The following is a 14,645-nucleotide window of genomic DNA, read 5'->3' on the forward strand; positions in this document are numbered from 1 at the left end:
CGGGTGCGTGCGGTCCGGCTCGCCCCCGGCCCACCCTCACCCCGGAAGGCTTCCGCCATGTCCCACTCCGTCGCCCTGCCCGTGCTCGCCGAGGTCATACGCTCCGGCTTCACCGAGGGCCGGCACCACGGATCGCTGGTCCTGCTCGCCGCCGACGGCTCGGTGGACTTCGCGCTGGGCGACCCCGACGCCCCGGTCTTCCCGCGTTCGTGCGCCAAGCCGTTCCAGGCGGTGGCCACCCTGCGGGCGGGCCTGGCGATCGAGGGCGAGCTGCTGGCGCTGGCCGCCTCCAGCCACTCCGCGGAATCGTTTCACCTGGACGGCGTACGGCGGATCCTGGGTGACGCTGGGCTGGACGAGTCCGCCCTGCGGACCCCGGCCGACCTGCCGCTCGACGAGACCGAGGCCGAGCTGCACCTGCGGTCCGGCGGCGGGCGCGCACCGATCCTGATGGACTGCTCCGGCAAGCACGCCGGCTGGCTGGCCGCCTGCGTCGCCAACGACTGGCCGACCGAGAGCTACCTCGACCCGGCGCACCCGCTCCAGGTGCTGGCCCGCGAGGCCATGGCGGAGGCCACCGGCGAGCCGGCGGCGCACGCCGGGGTGGACGGCTGCGGCGCCCCGCTGCTGGCCGTCAGCCTGACCGGCCTGGCCCGCGGCTACCGGGCGCTGCTGGGGGCCGAGCCGGGGACGCCGCAGCGCCGGGTGGCCGACGCCATGCGCGCCCACCCCGAGTACGTGGCCGGCACCCGCCGGGCCGACACCTGGCTGATGCGGGCGGTGCCGGGCGCGCTGTCCAAGATGGGGGCCGAGGCCGTGCAGGCGGTGGCGCTGCCGGACGGCCGGGCTCTCGCCTTCAAGATCGACGACGGTGCCGAGCGGGCCCGCGGGCCGGTCCTGGCGGCCGCGCTGCGCCGGCTCGGGGTGACCACGGCGGACGGCACGGTGGAGCGGATCGCGGCCGCGCCGCTGCTCGGCGGCGGGGTGCCGGTGGGCGAGATCCGGGCGGCCTTCTAGTGCCGCATCAGGCAACGTTTGCCCTGGTGACGACTTCGCGTAGGCGCTCGTCGGCGGCGTGCTTGTTCCGCCAGATGATGTAGCGGCGGATCATGCTGCCCTGTTCCTTGTGGCTGGCGTGGTCGGTGCCGTCGAGGGCGAAGTAGCGCAGGGCGGTGAACTGGGCCTCGATCCGGTTGAGCCAGGAGCTGTTGGTCGGGGTGTAGGCGATCTCCACGTTGTTCGCCTCCGCCCAGGTCCCGACCCGCTGGCACCGCTTCGTCGTCAGGTGCGGCGAGTAGTTGTCGCAGATGATCGCAATACGAACACTGGCCGCGTGCAGGGAGCGCAGGTAGCGGCAGAACTCCAGGAACTTGGAGCGGTTCTTGGTCTTCTTGACGTGGCCGTAGAGCTGGTCCTTGGCGAGATCGTAGGCGGCGAACAGGTGTCGGACCCCGTGCGGGCGGGTGTAGGTGGCCCGCCGCCGAGGCCTGGGCTCACGGTCGGGGTCCTTGTGCTTCCCGCCCCGTTCGGCCCACTGCCGGCCGGGGTGGGGCTGGAGGTTGAGCGGGCCGAACTCGTCCAGGCAGAAGACGACTTCGGGCTCGCCTTCCTCGGGTACGACCTCGCCGTCGGCGATGGCGTAGAGGTGCTCGACCCTTGCCTTCTTGGCGGCGTAGTCGGGGTCGCGGGAGGTCTTCCAGGTCTTCACGCGTTGAAAGGACACGCCCTCCTCGCGGAGCAGGACCCGAAGGCCCTCGTGGCTGATGTCGTCGACCACCCCCTCGGCGACCAGGAAGTCGGCCAGTTTGGCCAGGCTCCAGGTCGAGAACGGCAGGCCGTGCTCAGCCGGCCTGGACTTGGCGATCTTCTTGATCTCCCGGCGCTCCGGGAGGGTGAACGTCCTCGGCCGTCCGCCCTTGTACTTCGGGTAGAGCGACTCGAAGCCGTCGGCGTTGAAGTTGTGGACCACGTCCCGGACCCGGTCCGGGCTGGTGAACGTCACCTCGGCGATCTTCGGCACGGGCATGCCCTGCGCGGACAGCAGCACCATCTGGGCCCGGCGCCAGGTCACCACCGACCCGGTGCCGCGGCGCACGATCCGCAGCAACCGCCTGCCTTCATCGTCATCGATGTCCCGCACTCTCACGCGCTCTGCCACGTGATCATTCTGACCGCTCGGTTGCCGCTAGGCGGCAACCGAGCGGCACATCACAACGAGGCGAACGCAGTCTGATGCGGCACTAGGCCCGTGCCCGGGTTCCCCGGCACGGGGCGGCGCCGCGCTCCCGAGGACGGGCCCCGGGCCCGCCCGGCGGGCGCCGGAGTGCGGACCGGCCGGTGGCGGTGCACGGTGGACGGGGGCCGTCGCACAGGTGAGGGAGTCCGTCATGAGCGAGCACGTCTACCGGGTGACCGAGATCGTCGGGTCTTCGACCGAGAGCATCGACGCCGCCATCCGCAACGGGGTGGAGCGGGCCTCCCGGACGCTGCGCAACCTCGACTGGTTCGAGGTGACGCAGGTCCGGGGGCACCTGGCGGAGGGCCGGATCCAGCACTACCAGGTCGGTCTGAAGGTCGGTTTCCGGCTCGACGACGACGCCTGACCGGGGCCCGGCGCGCGCCGGGCCCCGGTGCGCAGCGGTCGGCCGTGTCCAGCGGTCGCCGGAGTTCGGCGCCCGCCCGTGCTCGGCGCCCGTCCCCTGCTCAGCGGTCGGTGGTGCCGCCGCTGGCCACCGCGGCCGGTCTGCTGCTGCTCGGTGGCAGCGCCACGGTGCTGGCCCGCCGCCGGACCGCCGCGCAGGCCTGATCCGGGGCCCGGTGCTTCGCCGTCCGGTCGGGCGCGGGCGCCCCGGTGCGGGGACGTTCCCGCGCGGCGGTGGTCAGGCGCTCAGCGGGTAACGCCCGTCCAGGTCGTGGAAGATCGCGCCGTTGAGCACGAAGGCGCGCTTGCACTCCTCGACCACCCGGCGGCGCTCGATGTCGTCCAGCGCGAGCCCGGCGGCGTCCAGCTTGGCCCGGTAGTCGCGCTTGAAGGCGGCCGGGTTGTCGACCTCCTCGAACACGTAGAAGCGCACGCCGTCGCCCTTGCGCTCGAAGCCCCAGGTCTTCTCGGCGATGCCGCGGATGATCTGACCGCCCGACAGGTCGCCGAGGTAGCGGGTGTAGTGGTGCGCGATGTACCCGGCCGGCCACTCGGCCGCCAGCTCCTCCACCCGGGCCACGTACGCGGCGGTGGCGGGCAGCGGCGCCAGCCCCTCGCGCCAGCCGGGCCCGCGCAGGTGCTCCAGGTCGCGCTCGATGGCGGCGGTGCGCAGCAGGGCCCGGTCGATGAACGGTCCGGCCACCGGGTGGTCCGCCAGCTCGGCGGTCCGGCCCTCCAGCGCCCGGTAGACGTACCAGAGCTGGCCCGTGAGGTCGGCGTAGGCGTCGACGCCGAGCCGTCCGCCCAGCAGGCGGCTCATGAAGGACGACTGCTCCGCGGCCTCGTGCTCCTCGCTGCTGGCGGTGCGGAGCACGGTGGAGAACGGGACGGGCTGCTCGGGCGTGGGCATGCGGCCTCCAGGGATCGGAACGGGCCCCGACTTTTTGGTTAGCCTAAGCTGAGTTGCCGTCATGCCGACAGAGTGTCGGCAAAACCGGTCGGGGAACGGCGCGGGAGCCTCCGGGCGCGGCCGGGAACGGCGAAGGCCGGGGTCGCGGACGAATCCGCCAACCCCGGCCTCCGACTGCCCCGACCTACCTCGAACCGCCCTGCGAACGAGATCGGGTACGAGGGCTCAGTGACCGCCCTGCTCCGCAAGCCGCTTGATCGACGCGGTGACCTCGGCCTCGGCCTCGGCGCGGCCGACCCAGTTGGCGCCCTCGACGGACTTGCCGGGCTCCAGGTCCTTGTAGACCTCGAAGAAGTGCTGGATCTCCAGACGGTCGAACTCCGACACGTGGTGGATGTCCTGCAGGTGCTCCCAGCGGGGGTCGGTCGCCGGGACGCAGAGCAGCTTGTCGTCGCCGCCGGCCTCGTCCGTCATCTTGAACATGCCGATGACGCGGCACTTGATCAGGCAACCGGGGAAGGTCGGCTCCTCCAGGATGACCAGGGCGTCCAGGGGGTCGCCGTCGTCCGCCAGGGTGCCCTCGACATAGCCGTAGTCGGCCGGGTAGCGCGTCGAGGTGAACAGCATCCGGTCAAGACGAAGGCGACCGCTCTCGTGGTCGACCTCGTACTTGTTGCGCGAGCCCTTAGGGATTTCGATAAGGACGTCGAACTCCAACGGTTCCTCCAAGGTAGGGACTGACAGAATCCAAGTGTCTCCTACGGGAGCGGGTGCTCAGGAAAGGGGCCGGTCGGTGGGAGCAGTGGTCGGGGCGGGAGACCGCCGCAGGGGGACGGCCGCAGGGTTGTTCGGGGCGGCACTACTGGTCGCCGGCACGGTGCTGGGCTCGGGCGGCGGCGCGTACGCCCAGCCCTCCCCTCCGGCCGGCGGGCACAGCGCGGGCCACGGCGAGGACGGAAAGAAGCACGACGGCGGGGACGGTGAGCGCGGCGGCGACCGCGGGCACGACCGCGGCGGCGACCAGGGCCGGAACCGGGTGGGAGCGGCGGAGCCGACCGGCCCGACCGGGGCCGCCGGGCCGTCCACCACCCCGCCGCCCGGCACCCCGCCCGCCGGGCCCGCCGGTTCGCCCACGGGGACGTCCGCCACCCCGGCCGCCGGCCGCCCGGCCCCGGTCGCTGGGGCCGTCCTGGCCTCGGCCGAGGCCGGACCGGGCGCCGCGCTGCCGACCGCCCAGGGGCTCCAGCAGGCGCTCGCCGCCGCGCTCGCGGACCGCAACCTGGGCACCGTCAGCTTCGCCGTCGCGGACGCGGCGGACGGCCGGGTGCTCTACGGCTCGGGGGAGAACGCGCCCGCCACCCCGGCCTCCACCACCAAGCTGGCGACCACCGTCGCGGCGCTCTCGCTGATCCCGGGGGACACCCGGTTGGCCACCCGGGTCGTCAAGGGTGCGAACCCCGGCGAGATCACCCTCGTGGGTGGTGGTGACCCGACCCTCACCGCGCTGCCCGCCGACCAGGTGCAGATCGGCGGCGCGCCCGCCGACGCCGACACCGCCCCCGCCTCCCTGGAGGCCCTGGCGCGGCAGACCGCCGCCGCCCTCAAGGCCGCCGGCACCACCGCCGTCAAGCTGGACTACGACCTCTCGCTCTACGCGGGCAGCCCCCAGCACAAGAACTACGACGCCGCCAACATCGCGCTGGTCACCCCGCTGATGATCGACGAGGGCAAGGTCGACCCGAAGAGCCGTGAGGACGCGCCGGCCCGGGTGGCCGACCCGGCCGGCCAGGCCGCCGACGCCTTCGCCGCCCAGCTGAAGGCCCAGGGCATCACCGTGGACGGCAAGGCCAAGCCCGCCGCCGCCCCCGCGTCCGCCACCGCGCCGGTCCTCGGCCGGGTCGATTCGCCGACCGTCGCCCGGCTGGTCGAGCGCCTGCTCACCACCTCCGACAACACCCTCGCCGAGGCGATCGCCCGTCAGGCCGCGCTCGCCGCGCACCAGCCGGCCAGCTTCGAGGGCGCCGCCACCGCCGTCACCCAGGAGCTCGCCCGGCTCGGCGTGCCGATGACCGGGGTGGTGCTGGGCGACGGCAGCGGGCTGAGCACGGGCAACGCGATCCCGCCCGCCGTCCTCGTCCACCTGCTCGCGCTGGCCTCCTCGGAGCAGCACCCGACGCTGCGTCCGGTGCTCACCGGCCTGCCGATCGCCGGATTCACCGGCACCCTCGGCAAGCGCTTCGGCGCCGGCTCCGGCGCGGCCGAGGCGGCCGGCCTGGTCCGGGCCAAGACCGGCAGCCTGAACGGCGTCAACACCCTGGCCGGCACGGTGGTGGACGCCGAAGGCCGCCTGCTCGCCTTCGCCGTGATGACGAAGACCACCGCGGCCGCCGACACCGCCCGCGCCGCGATGGACCGCGTCGTGGCCAGACTGGCGGCCTGCGGCTGCCACTGAGTCACCCGCGGCGCCGCCGCCGCGACGCCGACCGGGGCCGATCCCCGTGCACCGGCGGGGGGTTCGGCCCCGCACGGCCGCCGCCCGGCGTCCGGCCGTCCCGGGCACCCGTCCGGCAGGACGTGGGCTCCCGTGGCTCCCCCCGATGGGCCGGAGCACGTACGGTGAGGGCATGACGAGCGCGAGCGGCGGTGCTGACATGGTCGACTGGAATCTCGCGGTCGCAACCGCGACCAGGCTGGTACGGCCGGGGCCGGAGGTGAGCCGCGCGGAGGCGGCGGCCGTGGTCGCCGAACTGCGCAGGCACGCCCTGGAGGCGGAGGAGCACGTCCGGGCGTTCACGGGCATGCGCTCCAGCAGCCTCGGTGCGGCCACCGCGACCCCGGTGCTGATCGTGGACCGCCCCGGTTGGGTGCGGGCCAACGTCGCGGGCTTCCGGACGGTGGTCCAGCCCCTGGTGGAGAAGCTCCAGGCCCGCCGGAGCGGCAGCGCCGCGGCCGGGGTCCTCGGCGCGGTGGGGGAGAAGGCCACCGGCATCGAGGTCGGCGCCCTGCTGGCGTTCCTGGCGACCAAGGTGCTCGGCCAGTACGAGACCTTCGCCCCGGCCGAGCCCTCGCTGGAGGCGCCGGACAGCCCGGCCGCGCTCTTCGACAAGCCCCGGCTGGGCCCCGAGGGTCCCGGCCCGGGCCGGCTGCTGCTGGTGGCGCCGAACATCGTGCACGTCGAGCGGGAGCTGGACGTGAACCCGGCCGACTTCCGGCTCTGGGTCTGCCTGCACGAGGAGACCCACCGCACCCAGTTCACCGCGGTGCCGTGGCTGCGCGACCACATCCAGTCCGAGGTGCAGTCCTTCCTGGCCGAGACGGACGTCGACCCGGGGGCGCTGCTGGACCGGCTGCGGGACGCGGCGGGCACGCTCGGCGGCCTGCCCGGCCTCGGCGGGCGGGGCGAGGGGGCCGGATCGACCGGACTGCTGGAGATCGTCCAGTCGCCGTCCCAGCGCGAGATCCTCGGCCGTCTGACGGCCGTGATGTCGCTGCTGGAGGGCCATGCGGACGTGGTGATGGACGGCGTGGGCCCGGCCGTGGTGCCGAGCGTGGCCGAGATCCGGGAGAAGTTCCAGCAGCGCCGGGACCGCGGTGCCAACCGGCTCGACCTGGTGCTGCGCCGACTGCTCGGCATGGACGCCAAGCTCCGCCAGTACCAGGACGGCGCGGTCTTCGTGCGGGGCGTGGTGGAGCAGGTCGGGATGGACGGCTTCAACCGGGTCTGGACGTCCCCGAACACCCTGCCCACCAAGGACGAGATCCACGACCCCGCCGCCTGGGTGGCCCGCGTCGCGAGGTGACTCGCCCGCCGGGGCGTCCCTTCGGCCCGGGCGGCCGGGGGACTCGCCCCGGTCGCTCTCCGTGCGCGCGCTCCGGGCGGGGCCGGAGGCGGTCGGCAGCGGTCAAAGCCGTTCGTACGAGTGGTCCAATCGTGCAGATGGCGGGTGAAGATACGTTTCTCCATTCACCCGTACGTGGGACGGTGGTCGTACCGGTGGCGCGGGTGGCGTAGCGGGTGCCTCCTTTCTGCCACCATCTGTGAGCGCCCGGTAACACGGCGCTCACAGATGCGCGGCCCCCGCCGCGCCCACCGCCGTCCTGTCCCCTCCGTCAAGGAGTCGTCCGCCGTGGGCCCACACCCCGCTGTCGCCGCGATACGCCTGGCCGTACGCCGCACGCTCACCGACCTCGCCGCCGAGGCCGGCACCACCTTCGCCGCACCCCGCGAGCCCCGCGAGCGCCCCAGCGGTGCGCCGCTGGTCGGCGCCGCCGTCGGGACCACCCTGATCGGCAACGCCCACCGCCACCCGTCCGGTCTGCCGCGCACCCCGGCCGCGCCCGGCTCGCCGCTGGTCCTGGTCGCCGTCAGCGGCGGCGCCGACTCGATGGCGCTGGCCATCGCGGCCGCCTTCGAGGCCCCCAAGCTGGGCCTGCGGGTCGGCGCCGTCACCGTCGACCACGGTCTCCAGAACGGCTCCGCCGACCGCGCCGCCCAGGTCGCCGAGCGGCTCCGCTCGCTCGGGCTCGACCCGGTGGAGGCCGTGCCGGTCCGGGTCGGCCGCGCCGGCGGCCCCGAGGCCGCCGCCCGGGACGCCCGCTACGCCGCCCTGGACGCCGCCGCCGAGCGTCACGGCGCCGTGGCCGTCCTGCTCGGCCACACCCGCGACGACCAGGCGGAGACGGTCCTGCTGGGCCTCGCCCGCGGCTCCGGTGCCCGCTCGCTGGCCGGCATGCCGGCCCAGAAGGGCCGCTACCGCCGCCCGCTGCTGGAGCTCGACCGGGCCGCCACCCGCCAGGCCTGTTCCGCCCAGGCGATCCCGGTCTGGGACGACCCGCACAACTGTGACCCCGCCTACACCCGCTCCCGGGTGCGGCACGAGGTCCTGCCGGTGCTGGAGAAGCACCTGGGCGGCGGCGTGGTCGAGGCGCTGGCCCGGACCGCCCGACTGTTCCGCGACGACGCCGACGCGCTGGACCAGTGGGCCGCGCTCGCCGAGCGCGATCTCCGTACCGGCGAGGGCACCCTGGACGTCGGGAAGCTGGCCGAACTGCCGCCCGCGGTGCGCCGCCGGGTACTGCGCAGGGCCGCGTTGCGGGCGGGCTGCCCGGCCGGGGACCTGTTCGCGCGCCACCTCGAAACGATCGATCTGCTGGTCACCGGTTGGCGCGGCCAGGGGCCGCTGCACCTACCCGGGGGCGTCGAAGCCACCCGTAGGTGTGGCACGCTGGTCTTTCGGCGGCAGGGCGACTGACGGGCAGGCATGCTCCCGGGGCGCCGGGCCGCCGGCCATCCAGACCCCGAACGTTTGAGGACGTATCCCCGGTGGACCAGAACGACATGGGCGCTGACCTCGCGAAGGTGCTCATCAGCAAGGACGAGATCGACGCCAAGCTCCTGGAGCTGGCCGAGCGCATCGACCGGGACTACGCAGGCAAGGACCTGCTGATCGTCGGCGTCCTCAAGGGTGCCGTGATGGTGATGGCCGACCTCGCCCGGGCCCTGCACTCGCAGGTGACCATGGACTGGATGGCCGTCTCCTCGTACGGGATGGGCACCAAGTCCTCCGGTGTGGTGCGGATCCTCAAGGACCTCGACACCGACATCGCCGGCCGTGACGTCCTGATCGTCGAGGACATCATCGACTCCGGGCTGACGCTGTCCTGGCTGCTGGGCAACCTGGGCTCGCGCGGCCCGGCCTCGCTGGAGGTCTGCACGCTGCTGCGCAAGCCCGACGCGGCCAAGGTCGAGATCGACGTCAAGTACGTCGGGTTCGACATTCCCAACGAGTTCGTGGTCGGCTACGGGCTCGACTACGCGGAGAAGCTGCGCAACCTCCCCTTCATCGGCACCCTCGCCCCGCACGTCTACGGCGGCTGAGGGTTTCGGGGCCCGTTCGGGCTACGGACGGGAACAGTGGACCGTTCCCGCCCGTTGCATCGGGGGAAATAGAAGTAGGTCGTGTCGCTGTGCTCCCGCCACCGGCGGGTCGGACTGCGGTACGGTCCAATAAAACCGCTCTTCACATGAGCAGAACCGGATGCGCCGGCGGCCCAGGCCCCGCGGCGCCGTCGAGTGGCAGGAGGGACGGGGCGGCAACGCCCCGCATGGATGGACGTCAAGCGATACTTCCGTGCGCCGATCATGTGGATCGTGCTGGCCGTCCTCGCCGTCATCGTGCTGATGCAGGTCGTTTCTGACTCGAACGGCTACAAGACGGTGGACACCGGGCAGGTCGTCGCAGCGATCGACGCCAAGCAGGTCAAGTCGGCGCAGATCACCACTGGTGACTCGAACACGATCAAGATCCAATTGAAGGACGGCGCCACGCTGTCCAACGCCGGCACGGGCAAGACCCCGTCCGGCAGCAAGTTCCAGGCCTCGTACATCGGCGACCAGGGTGTCGCGCTCGCCGACAAGCTCCAGGCCCAGATCAACGACAACGACCAGAACTCGCTCTCCGAGGGCTACACCGTCAGCCCGGAGAAGCAGAGCACCTTCGTCAGCCTCCTGCTGTCGATGCTGCCCATCGTGATCATCGTTCTGGTCTTCCTGTTCCTGATGAACCAGATGCAGGGCGGCGGGTCCCGCGTCATGCAGTTCGGCAAGTCGAAGGCCAAGCTGCTCACCAAGGACACGCCGAAGACGACGTTCTCGGACGTCGCCGGTGCGGACGAGGCGGTGGAGGAGCTCCACGAGATCAAGGAGTTCCTGCAGGAGCCGGCCAAGTTCCAGGCGGTCGGCGCCAAGATCCCGAAGGGCGTGCTGCTCTACGGGCCGCCCGGTACCGGCAAGACCCTGCTGGCGCGTGCCGTCGCGGGCGAGGCCGGGGTCCCGTTCTACTCGATCTCCGGCTCGGACTTCGTGGAGATGTTCGTGGGTGTCGGCGCCAGCCGCGTCCGCGACCTCTTCGAGCAGGCCAAGGCGAACGCTCCGGCGATCGTCTTCGTCGACGAGATCGACGCCGTCGGCCGGCACCGCGGTGCGGGTCTCGGCGGCGGTCACGACGAGCGCGAGCAGACCCTCAACCAGCTGCTGGTCGAGATGGACGGCTTCGACGTCAAGGGCGGCGTGATCCTCATCGCGGCCACCAACCGCCCCGACATCCTGGACCCGGCGCTGCTGCGCCCGGGCCGCTTCGACCGGCAGATCGCGGTCGAGCGCCCCGACCTCCAGGGCCGTCTGGACATCCTCAAGGTGCACCAGAAGGGCAAGCCGGTCGCGCCGGACGTCGACCTCAGGGCCGTCGCCAAGCGCACCCCCGGCTTCACCGGTGCCGACCTGGCCAACGTCCTGAACGAGGCGGCGCTGCTGACCGCCCGCTCGGACAAGAAGCTGGTCGACAACTTCACGCTGGACGAGGCGATCGACCGCGTCGTGGCCGGACCGCAGAAGCGGACCCGGATCATGTCCGAGAAGGAGAAGAAGATCACCGCGTACCACGAGGGCGGTCACGCCCTGGTCGCGGCGGCTTCCCCCAACGCGGACCCGGTGCACAAGATCACCATCCTGTCCCGCGGCCGGGCGCTCGGCTACACCATGGTGCTGCCGGACGAGGACAAGTACTCCACCACCCGCAACGAGATGCTCGACCAGCTGGCGTACATGCTGGGCGGGCGCGCGGCGGAGGAGCTGGTCTTCCACGACCCGACCACCGGCGCCTCGAACGACATCGAGAAGGCCACCGCGACCGCGCGGGCCATGGTCACCCAGTACGGGATGACCGAGCGGCTCGGCGCGATCAAGTTCGGTTCGGACAACTCGGAGCCGTTCCTGGGCCGCGAGATGGGTCACCAGCGCGACTACTCGGAAGAGGTCGCCGGGCTGGTGGACGAAGAGGTGAAGAAGCTCATCGAGAACGCGCACAACGAGGCCTGGGAGATCCTGGTCGAGAACCGCGACGTGCTCGACAACCTGGTTCTGGAGCTCCTGGAGAAGGAGACCCTGAACAAGGAGCAGATCGCCGAGATCTTCGCCCCGATCGTCAAGCGCCCGGCCCGGCCGGCCTGGACGGGCTCGTCCCGTCGTACGCCGTCCACCCGGCCGCCGGTGCAGTCCCCGAAGGAGCTGGCGCTGACCAACGGCGCCGCCGCCGTCGAGGCCGCTCCGGTCGACGTGGTGAAGCTCCCGCCGCTGCCGGTGGAGCCGCCCGCCGAGGGCTGATCGCGCCAGCACAGGGACGGAATGGATGCCGCGCCACCAGGGTTTGTACTCTGGAGGCGCGGCATCCGTGCTGTTCAGCCAAGTCGTCCCCCTAGTTAGCGAGGCCCGCATGATCGACCCGGTGACGCTCGACGGTCCGTCCGCCGTCGGGACCTTCGACCAGAAGCGGGCCGAGAACGCCATCCGCGAGCTGCTCCTCGCGGTGGGCGAGGACCCGGACCGCGAGGGTCTGCTGGAGACCCCGGCCCGGGTCGCCAGGGCGTACAAGGAGATATTCGCGGGCCTCTGGCAGGAGCCGGAGGACGTCCTCACCACCACCTTCGACCTCGGCCACGACGAGATGGTGCTGGTCAAGGACATCGAGCTGACCTCGGTCTGCGAGCACCACCTGGTGCCGTTCCGGGGCGTCGCGCACGTCGGCTACATCCCGTCGGTCAACGGCAAGATCACCGGCCTGTCCAAGCTGGCCCGGCTGGTCGACGTCTACGCCCGCCGCCCGCAGGTGCAGGAGCGGCTCACCAGCCAGGTCGCCGACGCGCTGATGCGGATCCTCGAACCGCGCGGCGCGATCGTCGTGATCGAGTGCGAGCACATGTGCATGTCGATGCGCGGCATCCGCAAGCCCGGCGCCAAGACCATCACCTCCTGCGTGCGGGGCCAGCTGCGCGACCCGGCCACCCGGGCCGAGGCGATGAGCCTGATCATCGGTCGCTAGCGGTCCTGCGGCCCTGCCGGCTCAGAGCAGCTGGTGCTCCGCGTGCGGCGGGGCCGGGGTGCCCAGGGCGTTGCGGCGCCGGGGCATCCGCAGGGTCACCATCCGCCGCCAGCCGAACGCCCGGTCGTACAGGTAGAGCACGTGGACGCCCGCCGTCACCACGGCGCGCTGCCAGCGCGGCCACCCGAGGATCCGCGCCATCCGGGCCGTCACGGCGAGCCCGACGTCCCGGTGGGTGCGGATCTCGCCGCGCGCGCTGGTCTCCAGGGTGTGCCGGACGTACGGGCCGTGGCCCTCGGCGACCAGCCGCAGCAGCTCCTCGTGGCAGTAGGCGAGGTGGTTGTCCTCGTCGGCGGAGATCATCCGCATCGCGCGGCCGAGATCCGGATCGTCGCCGTACACCTTGACCAGCTGGCGCATCTGCTCGGCCGCGCGCTGCTCGGTCACCCGGCTGTGCGCCAGGTAGGTGATGATCTCCCGCTCGGCCAGCGGCACCTCGCTGTTCAGCCGCTCGTGCGAGAGGCCGACGCCCTGGCGCTCCAGCAGCATGCAGTAGTCGGCCTCGGCGGGGACGTCGATCCTGGGCAGGCCGCGCTTGTGCAGCAGCTGGGTGAAGATCCGGCCGTGCTTGCGCTCGTCGGCGCCGTGCCGGGCGATCTTGGGGGCGAGGACCGGGTCGCGGGTGAGGGCGGTGATCCGCTCGTTCTCCCAGCCGCCCTGGTCCTCGCCGCCGGCCGCGATGCTGCAGAAGAGCTGATAGGCCTCGTCGTTGCGGTAGATCTCGGTGAAGAGCGATCGGGTGCTGAGCATGGGGCCTCCTGCACGGATCAGGTGTCCACCCGGGCCGTTCGGCCGGGCGGTCGCGATACGTTCCCCGTGGTGGCGGCGGACCGGCCCGACCGGCCGGTAACCACTCGTCCGGCGGCCGTCGCCGCCGGCGGTCAGGTCCAGGTGAGCCGGGCGCTCATCCACTCCAGTGCGGCCGGGAGCTCGCGGATCCAGCTGTCGAAGTTGTGGCCGCCGTCGTCCAGGTAGAGCGACTCGACCTTGAACTGCGGATTGGCGGCCGCGACCTGCTGGGCGAGGTCGACGAACTTCACCGTCTCCGGGTAGTCGGTCTCCTTGCGGGTGCTGATCACCAGCAGCGAGAGGTTCGGCGCGGGGAGGTTCTGCAGCCGCCAGCCGAGGTCGCTCTGGTCGGCCAGCGCCTTGTCGCCGCCGAAGAGGTTGCCGCCGGTGAACTGGTCCTCGGCGACCTTGAAGTCGCCGTGCATCCCCACGCCGTTGCCGTAGACGTCCGGGTAGCGCATCGCGAGCCGCATCGCGCAGCTGCCGCCGGTCGAGAAGCCGAGCACGCCCCAGGACGAGGGCGAGCGGCTGACCCGGTACGCCGAGCGCAGCGCCTCGGGCACGTCCTTGGCGAACCAGGACTCGGCGCGCGGGCCGCCGGGGACGTCGACGCACTCGGTGTTGCGCGGCGGGGCGACGCTCGGCCGGGCCATCACGATGATCGTGGGGGCCATCTTGCCGCCCTTGCGCAGCTCCCAGGCGGTCTGCGGGACGGGCAGGTCCTTGAGCAGGTGCATGGTGGTGCCGGGGAAGCCGGCGATGGTCAGCAGCACCGGGAAGCGCACCATGGCGAGGTTCGGGTCGAAGTACTCGGGCGGCAGGTAGACGAACATCTGGTCGGAGAGGCCGGTCTCCTTGCCCGCCACCCGGACCGATTCGATCTTGCCGACCTCCTCCGGGGGGCCCTTGGGCAGATCGGTCACGGTCTCCAGGCCGCCCTCCTCGGTCGGCTGGACCAGCGCGTCGGAGACCGGGGTGCCGCTGTGGTGGCGCTCGCTGCTGGTGAGCGCGAGCTTGGCGCCGCCGGGGCTGAGCAGGTCGTCCCATGAGGTGTAGAAGCCGAACGAGTTGTTGACCGACAGCGCCAGCACCGCGAGCACCGAGACCTGAGTGACGGTCAGCAGGCCGATCCGCCCGAGCACCGGGAGCGGGCGCTGCCGGGCCAGCCGGGGCCAGAGCCAGAGGGTGGTGAGCAGGGCCGCCGCGCCGAGCGCGAGCAGCGAGTTCACCAGCGCGTCGCTGGTCAGTTCCATGCCGTCGGCCTTCCGGTGGGAAACTCTCGGTGCAGGCTTCATCGTCTGGCGGTGCGTCAGCCACGGCCATCGCGGCTAGGCTGTCCGGACGTCGGGGCAGGCGGAGTCCGGGGCGA

General features: G+C 72.4%; 14 protein-coding genes. 9 read left to right on the top strand and 5 right to left on the bottom strand.

All coding sequences use genetic code 11. From position 1 onward, the window contains the following. Window positions 1–57: 57 nt before the first annotated feature. A complete protein-coding gene (locus ABZ495_RS11555; protein ID WP_359835494.1) occupies window positions 58–1,017 on the top strand; it encodes an asparaginase in 960 nt (319 codons plus the stop codon). 7 nt (window positions 1,018–1,024) lie between these two features. Here the strand turns inward: ABZ495_RS11555 and ABZ495_RS11560 are convergent, their stop codons facing one another. After that, a complete protein-coding gene (locus tag ABZ495_RS11560; RefSeq protein ID WP_359835495.1) occupies window positions 1,025–2,158 on the bottom strand; it encodes an IS630 family transposase in 1,134 nt (377 codons plus the stop codon). 229 nt (window positions 2,159–2,387) lie between these two features. Here ABZ495_RS11560 and ABZ495_RS11565 point away from each other — a divergent pair, with 229 nt between their 5' ends. Both ABZ495_RS11565 and ABZ495_RS11570 read left to right on the top strand, forming a co-directional pair. After that, complete coding sequence (locus tag ABZ495_RS11565; protein WP_329489112.1) at window positions 2,388–2,603, top strand: dodecin; 216 nt, start codon at window positions 2,388–2,390, stop codon at window positions 2,601–2,603. A 110-nt stretch (window positions 2,604–2,713) separates the two neighbouring features. Then, window positions 2,714–2,806 (top strand): LPXTG cell wall anchor domain-containing protein, encoded by a 93-nt coding sequence (locus tag ABZ495_RS11570; RefSeq protein WP_359803838.1) that lies wholly within the window; start codon window positions 2,714–2,716, stop codon window positions 2,804–2,806. Between the two features lie 73 nt (window positions 2,807–2,879). On the opposite strand, the gene ABZ495_RS11575 is transcribed toward ABZ495_RS11570, so the two are convergent. After that, window positions 2,880–3,551: a biliverdin-producing heme oxygenase gene (locus ABZ495_RS11575; RefSeq protein WP_359803837.1), complete on the bottom strand. Its 672-nt coding sequence runs from the start codon at window positions 3,549–3,551 to the stop codon at window positions 2,880–2,882. Between the two features lie 225 nt (window positions 3,552–3,776). Next, window positions 3,777–4,268 (bottom strand): inorganic diphosphatase, encoded by a 492-nt coding sequence (locus tag ABZ495_RS11580; RefSeq protein ID WP_329492202.1) that lies wholly within the window; start codon window positions 4,266–4,268, stop codon window positions 3,777–3,779. A 76-nt stretch (window positions 4,269–4,344) separates the two neighbouring features. Between ABZ495_RS11580 and dacB the strand changes: the two genes are divergently transcribed. From dacB to folE, 6 genes are all read left to right on the top strand, one after another. Beyond that, window positions 4,345–6,003: a D-alanyl-D-alanine carboxypeptidase/D-alanyl-D-alanine-endopeptidase gene (gene dacB / locus ABZ495_RS11585; RefSeq protein WP_359835497.1), complete on the top strand. Its 1,659-nt coding sequence runs from the start codon at window positions 4,345–4,347 to the stop codon at window positions 6,001–6,003. Between the two features lie 172 nt (window positions 6,004–6,175). After that, window positions 6,176–7,351: a zinc-dependent metalloprotease gene (locus tag ABZ495_RS11590; RefSeq protein ID WP_359803835.1), complete on the top strand. Its 1,176-nt coding sequence runs from the start codon at window positions 6,176–6,178 to the stop codon at window positions 7,349–7,351. A gap of 327 nt (window positions 7,352–7,678) precedes the next feature. After that, complete coding sequence (gene tilS / locus ABZ495_RS11595) at window positions 7,679–8,803, top strand: tRNA lysidine(34) synthetase TilS (RefSeq protein WP_329489121.1); 1,125 nt, start codon at window positions 7,679–7,681, stop codon at window positions 8,801–8,803. Between the two features lie 71 nt (window positions 8,804–8,874). Further along, the gene (gene hpt, locus ABZ495_RS11600; RefSeq protein ID WP_030059589.1) at window positions 8,875–9,429 is read left to right on the top strand and encodes a hypoxanthine phosphoribosyltransferase; all 555 of its coding nucleotides are present in this window, start codon (window positions 8,875–8,877) and stop codon (window positions 9,427–9,429) included. Window positions 9,430–9,660: 231 nt separating this feature from the next. Next, window positions 9,661–11,712 (top strand): ATP-dependent zinc metalloprotease FtsH, encoded by a 2,052-nt coding sequence (ftsH, locus tag ABZ495_RS11605; RefSeq protein WP_359803834.1) that lies wholly within the window; start codon window positions 9,661–9,663, stop codon window positions 11,710–11,712. A gap of 109 nt (window positions 11,713–11,821) precedes the next feature. Next, complete coding sequence (gene folE, locus ABZ495_RS11610; RefSeq protein ID WP_329489123.1) at window positions 11,822–12,427, top strand: GTP cyclohydrolase I FolE; 606 nt, start codon at window positions 11,822–11,824, stop codon at window positions 12,425–12,427. 21 nt (window positions 12,428–12,448) lie between these two features. On the opposite strand, the gene ABZ495_RS11615 is transcribed toward folE, so the two are convergent. Continuing rightward, complete coding sequence (locus tag ABZ495_RS11615) at window positions 12,449–13,237, bottom strand: ferritin-like domain-containing protein (protein WP_352293629.1); 789 nt, start codon at window positions 13,235–13,237, stop codon at window positions 12,449–12,451. Between the two features lie 131 nt (window positions 13,238–13,368). Then, window positions 13,369–14,529 (bottom strand): alpha/beta hydrolase-fold protein, encoded by a 1,161-nt coding sequence (locus ABZ495_RS11620; RefSeq protein WP_359835499.1) that lies wholly within the window; start codon window positions 14,527–14,529, stop codon window positions 13,369–13,371. Window positions 14,530–14,645: the final 116 nt, after the last annotated feature.

Source organism: Kitasatospora sp. NPDC005748 (assembly GCF_040630735.1).
Classification (GTDB): domain Bacteria; phylum Actinomycetota; class Actinomycetes; order Streptomycetales; family Streptomycetaceae; genus Kitasatospora.

Bases quoted from the DNA above. Each gene is read 5' to 3' on its own strand.
- folE (WP_329489123.1), top strand. From the start codon at position 11,822: ATGATCGACCCGGTGACGCTCGACGGTCCGTCCGCCGTCGGGACCTTC.
- ABZ495_RS11555 (WP_359835494.1), top strand. From the start codon at position 58: ATGTCCCACTCCGTCGCCCTGCCCGTGCTCGCCGAGGTCATACGCTCC.
- ABZ495_RS11590 (WP_359803835.1), top strand. From the start codon at position 6,176: ATGACGAGCGCGAGCGGCGGTGCTGACATGGTCGACTGGAATCTCGCG.
- ABZ495_RS11615 (WP_352293629.1), bottom strand. From the start codon at position 13,237: ATGCTCAGCACCCGATCGCTCTTCACCGAGATCTACCGCAACGACGAG.
- ABZ495_RS11620 (WP_359835499.1), bottom strand. From the start codon at position 14,529: ATGGAACTGACCAGCGACGCGCTGGTGAACTCGCTGCTCGCGCTCGGC.
- ftsH (WP_359803834.1), top strand. From the start codon at position 9,661: ATGGACGTCAAGCGATACTTCCGTGCGCCGATCATGTGGATCGTGCTG.
- ABZ495_RS11575 (WP_359803837.1), bottom strand. From the start codon at position 3,551: ATGCCCACGCCCGAGCAGCCCGTCCCGTTCTCCACCGTGCTCCGCACC.
- ABZ495_RS11565 (WP_329489112.1), top strand. From the start codon at position 2,388: ATGAGCGAGCACGTCTACCGGGTGACCGAGATCGTCGGGTCTTCGACC.